Genomic DNA, 17682 nt, shown 5'->3' with positions numbered 1-17682 from the left:
AGCGTGAAAACGGAGGGAGGGCAATGGATGCCCTCCCTTTTTTCATGTGCCGTTGCTGGCGGCTAAGACAATGAGCGCCAGAAAACAAACCAACTGCACACAAAAAAAGCTGAACCGAACCGCGACGAATCTATCGGTTTGCACATGGGACACGTGAACCAGCGACTGGCACACGCGAGCGATCAGCACGAGCATGGACAAGTAGTCCACTGCCGGGCTGTCGATGCCCAGGGCCGAGATCACGAACACGATGGCGGCAAACACAGGCAGGTTTTCCACGCAGTTCGCATGCGCCCTTGTCCCGCGTTGGTACCAGTCCGCGCCTTCGAGCCGGTCACTTCGGAACGAGGCGATCGCAACCCTGGAGAACAGGATTGCGACCCAGCGATACACCCCGACGGTGGCGATCAGTAGCAGCAAGGTCCAGGTTGCGAACCCCAGCAACATCCACATGGGGATGGTCATGGCAGCGATCCGCCCATGATGGGGGCCAGTGCGGTCTGGATCCTGGACATCTGTTCCGGTGTCGTCATGCGCGTTAATAGCCGGCCGAAGTGTGGATGCTGCACGCCTGAAATAATGTACTGCCAGCGGTAGGCCCCCAGCACCGAGGCTTTGATCTGCGCGGCTTCATCGACACCGAAGGAGGGTGAAACGTTTCTGACGAAGTAGTCGGCATCGGCCGCGGCTTGTGCTTGCAGGATGTCGTCGACGGCGGCCACCAGCGCAATCAGATCGTTCACGCCCTGGTCGCGTTCGGCGGGGGAGCACTTGGCATGCTCCGCCTTCCACTCCAGTTCATCGAGCACGACGTGCCGACTTTCATCCTTCCAGTGAAACTTGAAGACGTCCTTGAACAGCGGGCACAACTCCTCGCGCGGGGCGATGCTTTGCGTGTAATGCGTCTGGACAAACAGCTCGATATGACAGGTCAGTGCCAGCACGGCCCAGGTACTGCTCGCCAGTACCACACGCGCCACATCGTTTGGATCGACCACTTGACGATAGCCGGTCGGCATCTGCGAACCGATCATCGTCTCCATGCGCCGGAACAGCTCCTGGTGCTTGATCTCGTCGCTGGAAAAACGCACCAGCGCTTCGAGTGCGAGCTGATCGTCGAAGGCATGGGCCCGGCCCTGATCGAGCATTTTGGCACTGATAAATCGCTCGACCAGGCCGAAGATGTAGGCATAGGTCCGGCCCTGAATCTGACTGAGCAGACGCGCCTCGCCCACGGTGAGGAAGGTCAGGCGGTCGATCTGTGAGAGTCCGTCGGGCAGGAATTTGCGCGAGAAGTCGAATTGCCGGTCCTGTAGCAAATCGCGGTCGATCTGCCATTCGGCTTTCTTCGATGATCTGACAAGTTGCGCATAACGGGCGGCACTGGCCGAGTCCGGAACGGGTAGGGTAACGGCGGTGTTCATAGCGATCTCCTGCTTGCCTGGTCGAGCTGAGAAGGGACGATGACGGAGCCAATGACCCTGGGTGAAGCCCAGGGGGCGTCTCAATCACTGGGTCCGCGTTGGTGCTAATCTAGGCCTCGCCGTTCAGGCGAAGAATGACCGATGCGCCTGATTACCTGCTCCGGACTCCGGAAAGGAGGGCTGGCCAATGCTGGATGCGCTTTCTGACGTCTTGCGCGTGATTCGGTTGTCTGGAGGGGTCTTCCTCGAGGCGGAGTTCACCGCGCCCTGGTGCATCAGCGGAAGAATCTCCGCGGAGGATTGCAAGCCCTACTTGGCGGCACCTCGACATATCATTGCCTCGCATTTCGTCGCCGCTGGAAGCATGCAAATCCGCATCGAGGAGGGCGCCGCCCTGGACGTGCGCGCCGGCGAACTCATACTGTTGCCGCGCAATGACCTTCATACCTTTGGCAGCGACCTGAGCACGGCGCCCTTGCCGGTCAAGGACGTCATCGAACCGCCGGACATTGGCGGCATTTCCCGTATCAAGTACGGTGGAGGCGGTGAGCCCACGCAGATCCTGTGCGGATTCCTCGGCTCTGAAACACCCTTCAGCCCATTGCTGTCGTCACTGCCGGCCTTATTGAAACTGGACCTGCGTGCGACGGCGTCGGGCGCCTGGATTGAAAGTTCGTTCCGTTTCGCTGTCAGTGAGATCGCGGCCGGGCGCGTCGGCTCGGCAACAGTCATCGCCAAGCTCTCCGAATTGCTCTTCGTCGAAGCCGTCAGCCAGTATGTCGCCAGCCTCCCCACCGAGCGGCGCGGCTGGCTGGCGGGGTTGCGCGATCCGCATATCGGGCGCGCCTTGGCGCTGCTGCATGCACGTCCGACCGAGGGCTGGACAGCGGAAGCCCTGGCGCTGGAAGTGGGTATGTCACGCTCGGTATTCGCCGAGCGCTTCACGGCATTGGTCGGACAGCCGCCGATGCAATACCTGACGCTCTGGCGCATGCACGTGGCTGCGCAACAGCTGCGCGAAGGGCGCGGCAACGTGGCGCAGATCGGCTTCGCGGTGGGCTACGAATCCGAAGCCGCGTTCAGTCGTGCCTTCAAGCGCCAGTTCGGCACGTCGCCGGGTACCTGGCGTAAACAATTGGCTTGAAAACCAAGAGCGTCTTAACAATTTCTGTGGCGAGCGAGCTTGCTCGCGTTGGGCTGCGCAGCGGCCCCAACAATCTGACAATCATCGCGATTTTTGTGAGTGCTGCGCACTCAAGCGGGAGCAAGCTCCCTCGCCACGGTTCAATATCAGCCTGCCTTGTCTTGCTGACTCACAAATCCCCCCCTCCCTGAGGGGGCGGTTCTGCAATACCTCCTCCTATGATCGATCCATAGCCCCTTCAAAGGTGGCAGAACGACGATTTTAGGAGAAAACCACCCCATGATTGCGCGCAGCCTGTTTGATCAAGAGCACGAGGAGTTTCGCCGCAGCGTGCGGCGCTTCCTGGCTCAGGAATGTGCTCCCTGTCTCGAACAGTGGGAAGCGGACCATCGGGTTCCCCGCTCCATCTGGGAACGGGCCGGCGCGCTGGGCATGCTCAATGCGACAACGCCTGAGGCCTATGGCGGGATGGGGCTGGATCGCCGGTTTTCGATGATCGCCACCGAGGAAATCTACCGCGCGGGCCAGGCCTCCGGCCTGATCGGTTTCGGCGTGCACGATATCGTTGCCGGTTACCTGGTGAATTTCGGCAGCGAGCTGCAAAAACAGACCTGGCTGCCAAAAATGGCCGCAGGCTCGGCCATCGGCGCGGTGGCGATGACCGAGCCCGATACCGGTTCGGACCTGCAAGCGGTCAAGACCCGCGCCGTGCTCGAGGGGGATGAGTACGTCATCAATGGCGCCAAAACCTTCATCTCCAACGGCAGCAACTGCGACGTCGTGGTGGTGGTTGCCAAAACCGGTAACACGGGCAAGGGCGCCCAGGACATCTCGCTGATCCTGGTCGAAGCCGATCGCGCCGGTTTCAGTCGCTCAAAACCCTTGCGCAAGGTCGGGCTGCACGCCCAGGACACCACCATGCTGTTCTTCGAAAACGTGCGGGTGCCGAAGGAAAACCTGCTGGGCGGCGTGGCCGGGCAGGGCTTCATCCAGTTGATGAAGGAGTTGGCCTGGGAACGGTTGTCCATCGCGATCAGCAGCGTCGCCGGTGCCGAGGCGGTGCTCGACAGCACGCTGGAGTACACGAAGGGACGCACCGTATTCGGCAAACCGATCTTCGCCTTCCAGAACACTCGCTTCAAATTGGCCGACCTGAAGATGCAGCTGGCGGTGTCGCAGAACTACGTCGACCGCTGCATGGAGCAGTGTCTGGGCGGAACCCTTAGCCCCGAAGCGGCGGCCGCCGCCAAACTCTGGTGTTCGGAGTTGTACACCAAGGTGGTGGACGAATGCGTCCAGCTGCACGGTGGCAACGGCTACATGCTCGAGTACCCGGTTGCCCGTCACTACCTCGACCACCGCGTGCTGCGCATTGCCGGCGGTGCCAACGACATCATGAAAGATCTGGTCGGGCGCACGCTCTGATCCCGGCTGCAGACTCAGGATAAAGAGAACTAACCAATGGAATACCTGATCCCCCGTACCCTGTTCAGCGCCGAGCACGAAGAATTTCGTCGTGCCTGCCGCCGTTTCATGGAACAGGAAGTCGCGCCTTTCCACGCCCAGTGGGAAAAGGACAAATGCGTACCCCGCGAGGTTTGGCGCAAGGCCGGCACCCTCGGAATGCTGCTGCCCTCCATGCCAGAGGAATTTGGTGGCCCGGGTGCCGACCGCCTGTTCGACATGGTCTTCGCCGAGGAATTCATGCGAGTCGGCGCCTCGGGCCTGATCGGCTTCGGCGTGCATGGCCTGGTGGCGTTCTACATCCTCAATTACGGCACCGAGGCCCAGAAACAGACCTGGTTGCCGCGCATGATCGCCGGTGAGGCCGTGGGCGCCATCGCCATGACCGAACCCAATACCGGCTCGGACCTGCAAGCGGTGCGCACCCGCGCCGTGCAGGACGCTGATCATCTTGTCCTCAACGGCTCCAAAACCTTTATTTCCAATGGTGCGTCCTGCGATCTGGCGCTGGTGGTGTGCAAGACCGGCGACAGTGGCAGTGCCAAGGACTTCTCGCTGGTCATCGTCGAGAAGGAGCGCGAAGGGTTCAGCCGTTCCCAGCCACTGGAAAAGATCGGCCTGCACGCCCAGGACACCAGCATGTTGTTCTTCGACGATTGCCGCGTACCGGCCGAAAACGTGCTCGGTGGCGTGCAAGGGCAGGGCTTCTATCAGCTCATGCACGACCTGGCGTGGGAGCGGATCATCGGTGCCGCCGGGTTCCAGGCCCAGGCCGAGGCGGCGCTGGATCACACCATTGAATACACCCGTACGCGCATCGTGTTCGGCAAGCCGGTGCTCGACTTTCAGAACTCGCGTTTCACCCTGGCGCAACTCAAGGCCGAAATCCAGATCGGCCGCTCCTGGGTCGACAGCTGCATGGCCTTGCTGCTGCGCGATGAGCTGACCGCCGAAGCGGCGGCGGTGGCCAAGTACTGGACCGCCGAGCTCAGCAGCCGGGTGGTCGATGCCTGCCTGCAACTGCATGGTGGCAACGGCTACATGACCGAATACCCGATCGCCCGGTTGTACCTGGACACCCGTGGCAACCGGATCTGGGGCGGCACCAATGAAATCATGAAAGAAATCATCGCTCGCACGTTGTGAGCGCGATCATAGGAGAGCAAACGTGTCTCAAGAAATTCGCTTTGACGGCAAAGTAGCCATCGTCACCGGCGCCGGCAACGGCCTGGGACGCGCCCACGCCTTGCTGCTGGGTTCCCGTGGCGCCAGGGTCGTGGTCAATGACCTGGGCGTCAGTACCGAAGGCCTGGGCAGTTCGAGTTCCGCCGCCGATGCCGTGGTCGCGGAAATCCGCGCCATGGGTGGCGAAGCCGTCGCCGATTATCACTCGGTGACCGAGGGCGAGAAAATCGTCGCCACCGCGCTTGAGGTGTTCGGCACGGTCGACATCCTGATCAACAACGCCGGCGTCTTGCGCGACAGTTCGTTCCACAAGATGACCGAAGAGCAGTGGGACCTGATCCAGGACGTTCACGTCAAGGGCGCTTTCCGCCTGACCCACGCCGTGTGGCCGATCATGCGCGAAAAGGGCTACGGCCGCATCGTGATGACCGCTTCGGGCGCCGGCATCTTCGGCAACTTCGGGCAGTGCAACTATTCCACGGCCAAGTCGGGCCTGATCGGTTTCGCCAACTCGCTGGCCATCGAAGGCGCGAGCAAGAACATCCGCGTCAACACCATCGCCCCGATTGCGGCTTCGCGGATGGTGATCGCCAGCGGCATTTTTCCCCAGGAGCTTCACGACAAGTTGAAAGTGGAAGACTGCGCGCCGCTGGTGGGTTGGCTGTGCAGCGAGGAGTGCGCGGACACGGGCGGCCTGTTCGAGGTCGGTGGTGGCTTCCATGCAAAATACCGTTGGGAACGTTCCCAGGGTCGTCACCTGCACACCCATACCTTGAGCCCGGAACTGGTGCGCGATAACTGGGAGCGCATCACCCGGTTCGACGAGCACAGCGTATATCACGCCGATGGCGCCGACAGCTTCAAGGAACTGTTTGCCCGCATGGGGTCGCCGGCCAAGGGCGGCAACGCCTTCGTCGATATGGAAGTGGCAGCCAACGCCGTGTCCCACCTGGAAACCGAATACGACCAGAACGATGCCGCGCTCTACGCCTTGGCCGTTGGTGCCGCCAAGGACCCGTTGGACCGTGATGAACTGAAGTACATCAACGAGTTCCTCGGCGACGGGTTCCGCGTGCTGCCGACCATGGCCGTATTGCCGGCCACCGAAGTGTTCTTGCGTGCCGCCAAGTCCGGCGAACCACAGCTGGAAGGTCTGAATGTGCCATTCGCCAAAGGCCTGCATGGCGAGCAGTACACCGTGATGTATCGCCCATTGCCGCCCAAGGCGAAGCTCAAGCACACCATGCGCTTGAAGTCGGCCATCGACAAAGGCAAGAGCACCGTGACCATCCTCGCCATCGAAACCACTGACGAGCACGGCACGCCGTTGTTCTATAACGAGGTGACGGGCTTCTATCCAGGCGTGCCGGGTGCAGGCTTGCAGCGTGTGGCCAGCGAAGAGATCAACGTGGCGCCGGATCGCCAGCCCGATGCGGTGCTGGCGGACAAGACCGAAGTCAACCAGGCCCTGCTGTATCGCCTGTGCGGTGACTGGAACCCGATGCACGTCGATCCGGACTACGCCGCCAAGGCCGGCTACGAGAAGCCATTCCTGCACGGTCTGTGCACCTTCGGCTACCTCGGCCGCCACGTGATCAAAGCGTTCTGCGGCAACGACTCGCGCTTGTTCAAAAGCGTACGCGCGCGCTTCGCTTCCATCGTGATGCCGGGCGACACCCTGGAAACCCGCATGTGGCGCGAGTCTCCTACGCGCATCGTGGTCGAGATGCGCGCTGTGGAGCGGGACGTCGTCGTGTTGAAAAATGGTGCGGTCGAACTGTTCGAATCCGTACCGGCCTGATCCTTGGTCACCTGCCGCTTCCCTGAGCGGGGAGCGGCAGCTTTTTTGTTTTCAGGAGAGCACGATGCAACGTTGCGTCAATGTGATTGGCGTAGGAATGTCGCCGTTCCGTACGAGCGGGCTGGGACCCGATCCGGCCGTTCTGGTCAGCGCTACGGTACGGCAGGCACTCACTGACGCCAGCGTGTCCGCGAGCCACATCGCGACTGTCCATGTCGTCTCGCGCATGATGGATGGCGCGACCTTGCAGCGTGCCTTGCAACGAGTCGGACTTGGGCGAACACCACTCTGCCACTTCCCGGAAGGAACGGGCGATGACAGTATTCTGTTTGCCCGTGCCTGCCAGGCCATCGCTTTGGGCCAGGCAGAAAGCATTCTGGTGCTGGGCGTGCAGAGTGCGGCGGCGACGTCCGCGCCTGACCCCATGTTCGAACGTCTCGGCGCCGCGGCGCGAGAATACATGGCACGTTACCGGGCTCGACGAGAGACCTTCGCCATGATCGCCGTCAAGGCCCGCCAGCATGCCGCGCTCAATCCCCTGGCCGCCTTCACTCGCGAGCTGACGCTGGAACAGGTGCTGGAGGCCGACACCATCGCCGAACCACTGACCCATCCTCAATTTGCCTGGACCAGCTCGGGCGTCGCTGCGGTGTTGCTGTGTTCCAGTGAGTTTGCCAAGCGTTATTCCAGCGGCCCGGTCGTGCGTATTGCCGCCCAGGCCTGCATTTCACCCAGGCAGGTGATCGGAGCGGAGCAGGGGGCGAGCTTTGCTGGCGTAGACTACGAGGCCAACGTTGCCGCCGCCCTTGAGTTGTACGAACAAGCGGGCAGGGGACCGCAGGAGGTTGGCGTCTGCGAATTGCACGACACCAGCACCGTCAGCGAATTGCTGCTCTATGAGGCGTTGGGGTTCTGCCCTGAAGGCAGCGGTGAGAAGATGGTCGAAGACGGCGACAATACCAACGGTGGCAACCTGGTCGTCAATCCTTCCGGTGGCCTGCTTTCGTTGGGGCAGGCGTCAGCGGCGAGCTCGCTGGCGCAATGCATTGAACTGGTGCATCACCTGCGTGGCAGTGCCGGCCGACGCCAGGTCGCCGATGCGCAACTGGCGCTTCAGCAACAGACCGGTGCCGATGGCACGGTGACGACCACTCTTTATCAGCGCGATTGAATCCGGTCGCGAGCGCGCGCCGCCAGAGGCCTGGAACAGAATCATTTCAATGGGTGGAGTGCCACCCTTCAGTTGCAGGAGCAGCCATGAATAACAACAAGAATTCAACACTGTTGCATCGCTTCCTTCACTGGGAGCTCAGCACACCTGATTCAATCTACCTGACTCAGCCATTGCCCGATGGCAGCGTTCAAGACTTTAGCTGGCGTGAAGTCGGCGACCAGGCGCGGCGCATGGCCGCTCACCTGCAAACCCTCGACTTGCCGGCGAAATCGTCCATCGGCATCTTCGGCAAGAACACGGCCCACTGGATCATCGCCGACCTGGCGATCTGGATGGCGGGGCACGTCAGTGTTCCGCTGTACACGACCGCCAACCGCGACACGGTGCGCTACGTACTGGAGCATGCCGGGATACGTTTGCTGTTCGTCGGTCGCCTGGAGGGTGAAGCGGCCGGCTGGAACGCCGTTTGCGAGGCGATTCCGACGGGGCTGCCATTGATCGATCTGCCGATGTCCAGTGGCGGCCAGGGCGAGTCCTGGCAGCACATCATCGCCCGTACCGCGCCGCTGCAAGCAGTGGTCGAACCGACACCGCAAGAGCTCGCCACCATCATCTATACCTCAGGCAGTACCGGCGATCCAAAAGGGGTAATGCACAGTTTCGGCGCCATGTACGCCGCGCCGGCGGTGACCGGTTGCATCTATGACAACGGTCAGGGTACCTGCAACAGTGACCGCCTGCTTTCGTATCTGCCGCTTGCCCACACCGCCGAGCGGGCGGTGGTGGAGGCGGTATCGCTTTACAGCGGCTGCCGGGTGTTCTTCAACCTGGGCCTGGAGACCTTCAGCGACGACCTGCGGCGCGCGCGTCCGACCATTTTCCTGTCGGTGCCGCGGTTGTGGATCAAGTTCTACCAGGGCATCAACGAACGGATTGACCCGGCCAAGCAGGCTGAAGTCTTCGCCGATCCGGTGGAAGGCAAGCTGATGAAGGCGCAGATCCTCTCGGCGCTGGGGCTTGATCAAGTGCATACCGGTCTGTCCGGCTCGGCACCTTTGCCCGTCAAGGTGATGGACTGGTACCGCGCGCTGGGGCTTGAGTTACTGGAAGGCTATGGCATGTCGGAGAACTTCGGCACTTCGCATTTCAGCCTGCCGGGGCAGGTGCGTACCGGTTACGTGGGCGCGGCGATCCCGGGGGTGGAATGCCGGATCGGTCACGACAACGAAATCCTGGTGAAAAGCCCGGCGCAGATGCTGGGCTATTACAAACGACCCGATTTGACCGCCGAGAGCTATACCGCCGATGGCCTGTTCTGCACCGGTGACCGTGGCGAACTCGACGAGCAGGGACGCCTGCGCATCACCGGCCGGGTCAAGGAGCTGTTCAAGACCGCCAAGGGCAAGTACGTCGCACCCGTGCCGATCGAGGCGAAGCTCGGCAATCATCCGCGTGTCGAGGCTTCCTGCGTCACCGGTGTTGGCCTGGCGCAGCCGCTGGCATTGATCAACGTGTCGCCCGATACCCGCGTCGCCCTGGCCACCGCGGAGGGGCGAGACAAGGTGGCCACTGAATTTGAGGTGTTCCTGGCGGAGGTCAATGCGCAGTTCGAGTCCCATGAACAACTGGGGTGCGTTGTGGTGGTGGCCGAGCCGTGGACCGTTGCCAATGCGCTGCTGACACCGACCTTGAAGATTCGTCGGAATTTGATCGAGGATCGGTATCAGGGGCAGATTGAAGAGTGGGGGGGAAGTGGGGGCAAGGTTGTTTTTGAATGACATCTCATACCGTCGCGCAGTGCTGGTCACTTCGATTTGGTGGTTCGGGCGTTGAAACGGCTTGGATTGAGTGAATATCCATTGTTGCGGTAACGGCTGCTTATGGTTCCGCCCTTACGGCGGGTTACTTGGAAAAGCCCCAAGTAACCAAGGGCTCTTGCCCCTTTCGTTCGGTGCCTCGCCTAGGCTCGGCATTCCCTCGCTCCGGTCCTGCTCCGTGGGCCCGCCGCCATCGGCCATCCATGGCCGGGGGCGGCTAAACCGGCATCCATGCCGGTTTGCCCACTACGCAGAACCTCCTCTCGGCCTCTCGAGGGGGCGTACACCGCAAAAGCCAAAGCCAAATCGAGGCGGCGTGATAGCTGGCCTCGATGCAGGGTCGGGCCAATCTCGCACAGTCGTAATTGTAAGAAACTTTGCCCGCAGCTAGACTCCTGTTCATGAAACGCTATCTGCGGTTTTGCCTCGTTTTCCTGATCAGTCTCGCGCTTCCCCTCAGCGGAATGGCGGGCGTTCAGGCACCTGCGGAACCTTGCCCGATGAAAACCATGGGCATGCAGATGATGGATGATATGGGCATGGACTGCTGCCAGGACATGAGTACGCCGTCCGAGCACGGCAAACCCTGCAAGCCCGGTCAGGAATGCAAGACCGGCGGCATGTTGCAAGTCTCCATCGTCAAGCCTCCTGTCACCTTGTTCAGCCCCGTCGTCACTGCATTCTTTGTCGATGTGTTGCCTGTCCCGACTCCGTCCGGAGTGTGGCGACCCCCTCGCGCCTGATTCCTGTTCCACATTGAGCCCCGTTCCGCCTGTGCGGAATGGCGTTGCTGTGCGCGTTTATCCGCGCGCAGTGGATCACTACAGGAAATCCACACATGTACTCCACGTGCTTTCGCACGGGGTGGCCGTTGGCGGCTGCCCTGGTGGCAGGCGCACTGGCCGTGCCGTGCGTTGCTGCCCCGTTGACCCTTGATGAAGCCTTGCGCCTGGCAGACAACAACGCACCGTCGTTGACTGCACAGGCTGAAAAACTCCAGGCGGCCAGAAGCGCTGCGATCCCCGCCGGTGAACTACCGGACCCGAAACTGTTGCTGGGCGTGCAGAACTTTCCGGTGGGCGGCCCGGATCGCGGAACGCTGGATCACGACTTCATGACCATGCAGATGGTCGGCGTGATGCAGGAGATGCCCAACGGCGATAAGCGTCGGGCGCGTACCGCAGTGGCCGATGCCGCTGTCGATGTGGCCGCCGCGCAAGGTCGCATCGAGCGCTTGAATGTGCGGCAATCCACGGCGATGGCCTGGATTGGCAGTTATGCGGTAGCGCTCAAACAGACGTTGTTCCAGGAGTTTTATCGTGAAAACAGATTGCTGGCCGAGACCGTTCGGGCGCAGATCGCCAGCGGTCGTGCCCAGCCAGCCGATGCGGTCACACCGAAACAGGAAGCGGCGCAGCTTGAAGAGCAACAGGACCAATTGATCCAACAGCGCACCCAGGCCCGTGCGGCACTCAAGCGCTGGATCGGTCCGGCCGCCAATGAACAACCCAGTGGAAACTGGCCGCAATGGTCCATCGATACGGCGGGTTACCTACACCAGGTTGAGCATCATCCGCAGCTGGCGGCGATTGCGCCAATGACCCTTGAAGCCCAGGCACGTATCCGTGAAGCCGAAGCCGAAAAAAAATCCGACTGGAGCTGGGAGCTCGATTACCAGAAACGCGGCCGTGAATTTGGCGACATGGTCAGCGTGCAATTCACCTTCGATTTGCCGTTGTTTCCCGAGACCCGGCAGAACCCGAAGATTGCCGCCAAGCGTGCCGAGTTGAATCAACTGGAGGCCGAGCGCGACGCACTGGTGCGTGAACACACCGAGCAACTGGAGGCGCAAGTGGCCGACTACCAGCGTCTGGAACGTGCCGTACGGCGCACTCAGGAGCACCTGCTACCGCTTGCCCGGGAAAAAGCCGAATTGACCCTAGCCAGTTACCGCGCGGGTAAAAGTGATTTGGCGGCGGTCGTGGCTGCCCGACGGGAATGGATCGAAGCTCGCCTGAAACAGATCGACCTCAACGAACAGAAAGCGCTGACCAGCGCCCGGCTGTATTTCGCTTATGGGGAGGCGGGCCAATGAACCTGATCCAACGTGTGCTATCGGTCGTCTGCCTGATCGGCGTGGGCGGCCTCGGTGGCTATTGGCTGGCTCGCAGCCCGGAACCTGTCGTCGAAGGTTCGCCGGGCAAGGACGAGCGCAAGGTCCTGTACTGGTACGACCCGATGGTCCCGCAGCAGAAGTTCGACAAACCCGGCAAGTCGCCTTTCATGGAGATGGAGCTGGTGCCGCGCTACGCCGAGAGCACTGCCGATACCAATTCCGATGCTGCTGCCGTTCAGATCGATCCGGGCATGGCGCAGAACATCGGACTGAGGGTGGCGACGGTCACCCGGGGGCCATTGTCATCAAGCCTTGATGCGTCGGGCGTGCTGGCCTGGAACGAACGGGATGTCGCGGTGATACAGGCGCGCACGGCGGGTTTCGTCGAGCGGGTGTATGCCCGGGCGCCGGACGATGTGCTCAAGGCTGGTGCGCCATTGGCAGACATTCTGGTGCCCGAATGGGCGGCTGCCCAGGAAGAGTTCCTCGCCCTCAAGCGCATGGGTGATCCCGGTTTGCTGGCGGCGGCGCGCCAACGTCTGCGATTGACGGGGATGCCGCAGGAATTGATCGATCAGGTCGAGCGCAGCGGCAAGGTCCGGCTCAACGAGGCCATCACCACACCGATTGCCGGTGCCTTGCAAACACTGAACGTGCGGGCGGGGATGACGCTGGCGGTTGGCGAAACCCTTGCCAGGGTCAATGGACTCGATAGCGTCTGGCTGGTGGTCGCGGTACCGGAATCGGCTGCCGGATCGATTCGCCTCGGTCAAACCGTCGAGGCCAGATTGGCGATGTCGCCGGAAGCAGTGCTTCAAGGCACGGTCAATGCGATTTTGCCGCAGACCAATGCCGACAGCCGAACCGTCAGTGTGCGGGTCGAATTGCCCAACCCCGAAGGTCGCTTGCGTCCTGGCCTGACGGCTCAGGTACGGTTGAATGGCAATACCGGACAGAGCGTGTTGCGGGTGCCCAGCGAGGCTCTGATTCGCACGGGCAAGCGTGTACTGGTGATGCTGGCCGAAGAGGGCGGGCGCTATCGTCCGGTCGAGGTGCAGGTCGGACTGGAAAGCTCAGGCCAGACCGCCATCCTCAAGGGGCTGGAGGAGGGGCAGCTGGTTGTTACGTCCGGGCAGTTCCTGCTCGATTCCGAAGCCAGCCTCAAAGGCATCGTCGCGCAACCGCTGGAAAGCTCCGGGGGCCAGCCATGATTGCCGCCTGGATTCGCTGGTCCGTGGGCAATCGCTTTCTGGTGCTGCTGGCAACGCTGTTCGTCACGGCCTGGGGCGTCTGGTCGGTTCAAGGTACATCGGTCGATGCGCTGCCGGATCTGTCCGATGTACAGGTGATCATCCGTACGCCTTATGCCGGGCAGGCGCCGCAGATTGTCGAGAACCAGGTGACTTATCCTCTGGCGACCACCTTGATGTCGGTACCCGGCGCGAAAACCGTGCGCGGCTATTCGTTCTTTGGCGATAGCTTCGTGTACGTGCTGTTCGAGGATGGTACCGATCAGTATTGGGCGCGTTCGCGGGTGCTGGAGTACCTGAGCCAGGTTCAGAGTCGCTTGCCGGCCAATGCCAAACCTGCATTGGGGCCCGACGCCACCGGCGTTGGTTGGATCTTTCAGTATGCGCTGGTGGATCGCAGCGGCCGGCATGACCTGGCGCAACTGCGCGCCTTGCAGGACTGGTTCCTCAAGTTCGAACTCAAGACCCTGCCCAACGTCGCGGAAGTGGCCACCGTTGGCGGCATGGTCAAGCAATATCAGGTTCAACCCGACCCGCTGAAACTGGCCGGTCTCGGCATTACCCAGGCGCAGGTCACTGACGCGATCGGCAAGGCCAATCAGGAAACCGGCGGTGCCGTGCTGGAAATGGCTGAAACCGAGTACATCGTGCGCGCTTCCGGTTATTTGAAAACCCTGGATGATTTCCGAGGCATTCCGCTCAAGCTGGGCGTCGGTGGTGTGCCGGTCACCCTCGGCGATGTGGCGACGATTCAGCAGGGGCCGGAAATGCGCCGTGGTCTGGCTGAGCTGGACGGCGAAGGCGAGACCGTGGGGGGCGTGGTGATTCTGCGCAGCGGCAAGAACGCCCGGGACACCATTGCCGCAGTGAAGTCTAGGCTCGATGAGCTCAAAAACAGCCTGCCGGACGGCGTTGAGATCGTCACCACCTATGACCGCAGCCAGTTGATCGATCGCGCGGTGGAGAATCTCGGCCACAAGTTGATCGAAGAGTTCATCGTCGTCGCGCTGGTCTGCGGGATCTTCCTTTGGCACCTGCGCTCGGCACTGGTGGCGATCATCTCGCTGCCGGTCGGGGTCTTGATTGCGTTCATTGTCATGCGCCATCAAGGGATCAACGCCAACATCATGTCTCTCGGCGGGATTGCGATTGCAATCGGCGCGATGGTCGATGCCGCCGTGGTGATGATCGAGAACGCGCACAAAAAAATGGAAGCCTGGCACGCGACGCACCCAGGGGAAGAGCTCAAGGGAGAAAAACACTGGCAAGTCGTGATGGACGCGGCGGTGGAGGTCGGTCCGGCGCTGTTTTTCTGTTTGTTGATCATCACACTGTCGTTCATCCCGGTGTTTACCCTGGAAGCGCAAGAGGGACGGTTGTTCGGTCCGCTGGCCTTCACCAAGACCTACGCCATGGCGGCGGCAGCGGGGTTGTCGGTGACGCTGGTGCCCGTTTTGATGGGGTACTGGATTCGCGGACGGATTCCGGATGAGCAACGCAATCCGCTGAACCGCGGGTTGATAAGACTCTATCGACCGGCGCTGGACGCGGTGTTGCGTCGGCCGAAAACCACCCTGTTGGTAGCGTTGCTGGTGTTTGCCAGTGCCGGGTGGCCGATGTCTCGCTTGGGCGGGGAATTCCTGCCGCCGCTGGACGAAGGAGACTTGCTCTACATGCCTTCGGCGCTGCCGGGGTTGTCGGTACAAAAAGCGGCGCAGCTGCTCCAGCAAACCGACCGGCTGATCAATACGCTGCCGGAGGTCGAGCACGTGTTCGGCAAGGCTGGCCGCGCCGAAACTGCAACCGATCCGGCGCCGCTGGAGATGTTCGAAACCACGATCAGGTTCAAACCCCACGACCAGTGGCGCCCGGGCATGACCCAGGAAAAGCTCGTGGAAGAACTGGATCGGGTGGTGCGCGTTCCCGGGCTGACCAACATCTGGATACCGCCGATCCGCAACCGCATCGACATGCTAGCCACGGGTATAAAAAGCCCCATCGGGGTGAAGGTGGCCGGAAGCGATCTGGCGCAGATCGATGCCGTCACCCAGGCTGTCGAACAGGCGGCCAAGGGGGTGCCCGGTGTCAGCTCGGCGCTGGCCGAACGCTTGACCGGTGGGCGTTATATCGATGTCGACATCGACCGCAAGGCCGCCGCCCGTTACGGGCTAAACATTGCCGATGTGCAATCGATTGTCGCGGGGGCCATCGGTGGCGAGACGGTAGGAGAAACCATCGAAGGCCGGGCGCGGTTCCCGATCAATGTGCGTTACCCGCGGGAATGGCGCGACTCTCTCGGTGGTCTGGAGCAGTTGCCGATCTACACGCCCCTGGGCAATCAGATCACCTTGGGCGCGGTGGCGAAGGTCAAGGTCACCGACGGTCCGCCGATGCTCAAGAGTGAAAACGCACGGCCGTCCGGTTGGGTGTACATCGACGTACGGGGCCGCGACATCGCCTCTGTGGTCGCTGACTTGCGCCGGATCGTCAACGAGAAGGTCGAGCTGCAGCCTGGCATGAGCCTGAGTTACTCCGGTCAGTTCGAGTTCCTGGAGCGGGCCAATGCGCGCCTCAAATGGGTGGTACCTGCCACGCTCTTAATCATCTTTGTCCTGCTTTACCTTACCTTCGCCCGTTTTGACGAAGCCTTGCTGATCATGGCGACACTGCCTTTCGCGCTCGCCGGTGGGGCATGGCTGCTCTTTTGGCTGGGGTTCAACCTGTCGGTGGCCACCGGGGTCGGATTCATCGCATTGGCCGGTGTATCTGCCGAGTTCGGAGTGATCATGCTGCTGTACCTGAAAAATGCCTGGGCCGAGCGGATCGACGCTGGTGATCGCAGCGAGTCCGGCCTGATGGCGGCCATCGGTGAAGGTGCCGTGCAACGTGTACGCCCCAAGGCCATGACCGTGGCAGTGATAATCGCCGGCCTGCTGCCCATTCTGCTGGGCGGCGGCACCGGCAGTGAAATCATGAGCCGCATTGCTGCACCCATGGTGGGCGGCATGATCACCGCGCCGCTGCTTTCGCTGTTTGTCATTCCGGCGGCGTATCGCTTGATGCGCCGTCGTCAGTTCTCCAACCCCATTCATTCCACACGAGGAAGCACCCGATGAACATGACTCAAATCGTGGTAACTGGCGCCCTGGTTGCACTGTCTTTTGTTGTTCGTGCCGAAGATATGCCTGGCATGAAGATGGACGCTGCCCAGATGGAGCAACCGGCAGCAGCGATAGCCGTCGCCACTGCTGCGGGAACGATCAAGGCGATCGACAGCGCCAGGCAGGTGGTGACCATTGCCCATGGCGCCGTGCCTGCGCTGCAGTGGCCGCCGATGACCATGGGGTTCAAGGCGACACCCGCGCAATTGGAGACGGTAAAGGTAGGGGACAAGGTGAACTTCAAGTTTCAGCAGGAGGGCGCAGCGTCAACGATCGTGTCGATTGATGTAGCGAAGTAAGAAAAACGGCGGTGCGAATTTGATTCGCACCGCCGTTGTCATGTCAGGTTGGCACTTCAGGCGTGCCTGCGACGCCAGAAGAAACGCGCCAGCAATGCATCGAGGCTGAACTTGCCGGGCCCCGAAAGCACCAGAGGCACCAGGGCCGCCAGGTAGATCAGCGGCAGTTTGAAGTTGCCGTAACCCTTGTTGGTGATGGAATAACCCTGGGCCAATTCGCTCAGGGTCGACCAGTCGGCGGGCCAGTGCACGGCGGCGGTGGCGACGAGGGTGACCACGATCAGGCTGATCGCCGAGAACCGCGTGGCCAGTCCCGCCAGCAGGGCGAGGGCGCAGATCAGCTCCACCCACATCGACAGTTCCCAGTTCAACGTGGCCGGCAGGTGGTTGAACGGAAACAGGAAGCGATCCTGAATGTCGGCAAACCAGTTTTCACCATTGAATTTTTCCAGGCCTGACTCGAAGAACTCCCAGGCGAGGAATATTCGCAGGGTCAGCGGCGCGATCCAGTTGCCGACACGGTCAAGGTTCAAGTGCAGGCCTTTGACGGCCGATGAAATCAAAGTGCTCATGGACAGGGCTCCTTCTAGTCAAGTATGTCGGGCAGCGGTCGGCCCGTTTAGCGCAAGGATCGGCTTGGCCAATCGACAGGTGAATTTCATCAGGCGGGTGTATCCGCGATGTGTCGCGGGGGTTGGGGTTTGCAGGTTTGTTGTGTCAGGGGCGGGGCTGTACACACTTTGATACGTAGCCTCAAGGCACTGCTGATCCCCTGTGGGAGCGAGCCTGCTCGCGAAGGCGGTGCTACATCCGACATCAATGTCGACTGGTCGGGCCTCTTCGCGAG

The 17682-nt window shown here is 61.5% G+C and carries 14 protein-coding genes; 11 read left to right on the top strand and 3 right to left on the bottom strand.

Annotation, left to right across the window (positions count from 1 at the left end):
- Window positions 1-42 precede the first annotated feature (42 nt).
- Complete coding sequence (locus ACSFE6_RS21740; protein ID WP_435429502.1) at window positions 43-465, bottom strand: MAPEG family protein; 423 nt, start codon at window positions 463-465, stop codon at window positions 43-45.
- Window positions 462-1424: a diiron oxygenase gene (locus ACSFE6_RS21735; RefSeq protein WP_435429501.1), complete on the bottom strand. Its 963-nt coding sequence runs from the start codon at window positions 1422-1424 to the stop codon at window positions 462-464. Before ACSFE6_RS21735 ends, ACSFE6_RS21740 begins: the two co-directional genes overlap by 4 nt.
- 187 nt (window positions 1425-1611) lie before the next feature.
- On the opposite strand from ACSFE6_RS21735, the gene ACSFE6_RS21730 reads away from it, so the two are divergent.
- From ACSFE6_RS21730 to ACSFE6_RS21680, 11 genes are all read left to right on the top strand, one after another.
- A complete protein-coding gene (locus ACSFE6_RS21730) occupies window positions 1612-2568 on the top strand; it encodes an AraC family transcriptional regulator (protein WP_435429500.1) in 957 nt (318 codons plus the stop codon).
- Window positions 2569-2847: 279 nt separating this feature from the next.
- A complete protein-coding gene (locus ACSFE6_RS21725; protein WP_435429499.1) occupies window positions 2848-3993 on the top strand; it encodes an acyl-CoA dehydrogenase family protein in 1146 nt (381 codons plus the stop codon).
- A 45-nt stretch (window positions 3994-4038) separates the two neighbouring features.
- Window positions 4039-5178: an acyl-CoA dehydrogenase family protein gene (locus tag ACSFE6_RS21720; protein WP_435429508.1), complete on the top strand. Its 1140-nt coding sequence runs from the start codon at window positions 4039-4041 to the stop codon at window positions 5176-5178.
- Between the two features lie 22 nt (window positions 5179-5200).
- Complete coding sequence (locus tag ACSFE6_RS21715) at window positions 5201-7018, top strand: SDR family NAD(P)-dependent oxidoreductase (RefSeq protein WP_435429498.1); 1818 nt, start codon at window positions 5201-5203, stop codon at window positions 7016-7018.
- Between the two features lie 64 nt (window positions 7019-7082).
- Window positions 7083-8189 carry a thiolase C-terminal domain-containing protein gene (locus tag ACSFE6_RS21710; RefSeq protein WP_435429497.1) on the top strand — a complete coding sequence of 369 codons (1107 nt, stop codon included), beginning with the start codon at window positions 7083-7085 and terminating at the stop codon, window positions 8187-8189.
- Window positions 8190-8275: 86 nt separating this feature from the next.
- Window positions 8276-9970 (top strand): AMP-binding protein, encoded by a 1695-nt coding sequence (locus ACSFE6_RS21705; RefSeq protein WP_435429496.1) that lies wholly within the window; start codon window positions 8276-8278, stop codon window positions 9968-9970.
- Window positions 9971-10410: 440 nt separating this feature from the next.
- Window positions 10411-10752, top strand: coding sequence for a hypothetical protein (locus ACSFE6_RS21700; RefSeq protein ID WP_435429495.1), 342 nt, complete (start codon window positions 10411-10413; stop codon window positions 10750-10752).
- 95 nt (window positions 10753-10847) lie between these two features.
- Window positions 10848-12104, top strand: coding sequence for a TolC family protein (locus tag ACSFE6_RS21695; protein ID WP_435429494.1), 1257 nt, complete (start codon window positions 10848-10850; stop codon window positions 12102-12104).
- On the top strand, window positions 12101-13336 hold the full coding sequence (locus tag ACSFE6_RS21690; RefSeq protein ID WP_435429493.1) for an efflux RND transporter periplasmic adaptor subunit: 1236 nt from the start codon (window positions 12101-12103) through the stop codon (window positions 13334-13336). Before ACSFE6_RS21695 ends, ACSFE6_RS21690 begins: the two co-directional genes overlap by 4 nt.
- The gene (locus ACSFE6_RS21685) at window positions 13333-16491 is read left to right on the top strand and encodes an efflux RND transporter permease subunit (protein WP_435429492.1); all 3159 of its coding nucleotides are present in this window, start codon (window positions 13333-13335) and stop codon (window positions 16489-16491) included. The genes ACSFE6_RS21690 and ACSFE6_RS21685 overlap by 4 nt, the downstream gene beginning before the upstream one ends.
- A complete protein-coding gene (locus ACSFE6_RS21680) occupies window positions 16488-16835 on the top strand; it encodes a copper-binding protein (protein ID WP_435429491.1) in 348 nt (115 codons plus the stop codon). The genes ACSFE6_RS21685 and ACSFE6_RS21680 overlap by 4 nt, the downstream gene beginning before the upstream one ends.
- A gap of 56 nt (window positions 16836-16891) precedes the next feature.
- On the opposite strand, the gene ACSFE6_RS21675 is transcribed toward ACSFE6_RS21680, so the two are convergent.
- Window positions 16892-17407 (bottom strand): HvfX family Cu-binding RiPP maturation protein, encoded by a 516-nt coding sequence (locus ACSFE6_RS21675; protein WP_435429490.1) that lies wholly within the window; start codon window positions 17405-17407, stop codon window positions 16892-16894.
- Window positions 17408-17682 lie beyond the last annotated feature (275 nt).

Origin of the sequence: Pseudomonas baetica, from assembly GCF_051216495.1 — a bacterium.
GTDB lineage: Bacteria > Pseudomonadota > Gammaproteobacteria > Pseudomonadales > Pseudomonadaceae > Aquipseudomonas > Aquipseudomonas baetica_B.
Note: the sequence above shows the minus strand (reverse complement) of the source record. Positions and strands in the feature narration are given on the sequence as shown.

Coding starts and splice junctions, on each gene's coding strand:
- ACSFE6_RS21740 (WP_435429502.1), bottom strand. CDS start 465: ATGACCATCCCCATGTGGATGTTGCTGGGGTTCGCAACCTGGACCTTG.
- ACSFE6_RS21735 (WP_435429501.1), bottom strand. CDS start 1,424: ATGAACACCGCCGTTACCCTACCCGTTCCGGACTCGGCCAGTGCCGCC.
- ACSFE6_RS21730 (WP_435429500.1), top strand. CDS start 1,612: ATGCTGGATGCGCTTTCTGACGTCTTGCGCGTGATTCGGTTGTCTGGA.
- ACSFE6_RS21725 (WP_435429499.1), top strand. CDS start 2,848: ATGATTGCGCGCAGCCTGTTTGATCAAGAGCACGAGGAGTTTCGCCGC.
- ACSFE6_RS21710 (WP_435429497.1), top strand. CDS start 7,083: ATGCAACGTTGCGTCAATGTGATTGGCGTAGGAATGTCGCCGTTCCGT.
- ACSFE6_RS21705 (WP_435429496.1), top strand. CDS start 8,276: ATGAATAACAACAAGAATTCAACACTGTTGCATCGCTTCCTTCACTGG.
- ACSFE6_RS21700 (WP_435429495.1), top strand. CDS start 10,411: ATGAAACGCTATCTGCGGTTTTGCCTCGTTTTCCTGATCAGTCTCGCG.
- ACSFE6_RS21695 (WP_435429494.1), top strand. CDS start 10,848: ATGTACTCCACGTGCTTTCGCACGGGGTGGCCGTTGGCGGCTGCCCTG.
- ACSFE6_RS21690 (WP_435429493.1), top strand. CDS start 12,101: ATGAACCTGATCCAACGTGTGCTATCGGTCGTCTGCCTGATCGGCGTG.
- ACSFE6_RS21685 (WP_435429492.1), top strand. CDS start 13,333: ATGATTGCCGCCTGGATTCGCTGGTCCGTGGGCAATCGCTTTCTGGTG.
- ACSFE6_RS21680 (WP_435429491.1), top strand. CDS start 16,488: ATGAACATGACTCAAATCGTGGTAACTGGCGCCCTGGTTGCACTGTCT.
- ACSFE6_RS21675 (WP_435429490.1), bottom strand. CDS start 17,407: ATGAGCACTTTGATTTCATCGGCCGTCAAAGGCCTGCACTTGAACCTT.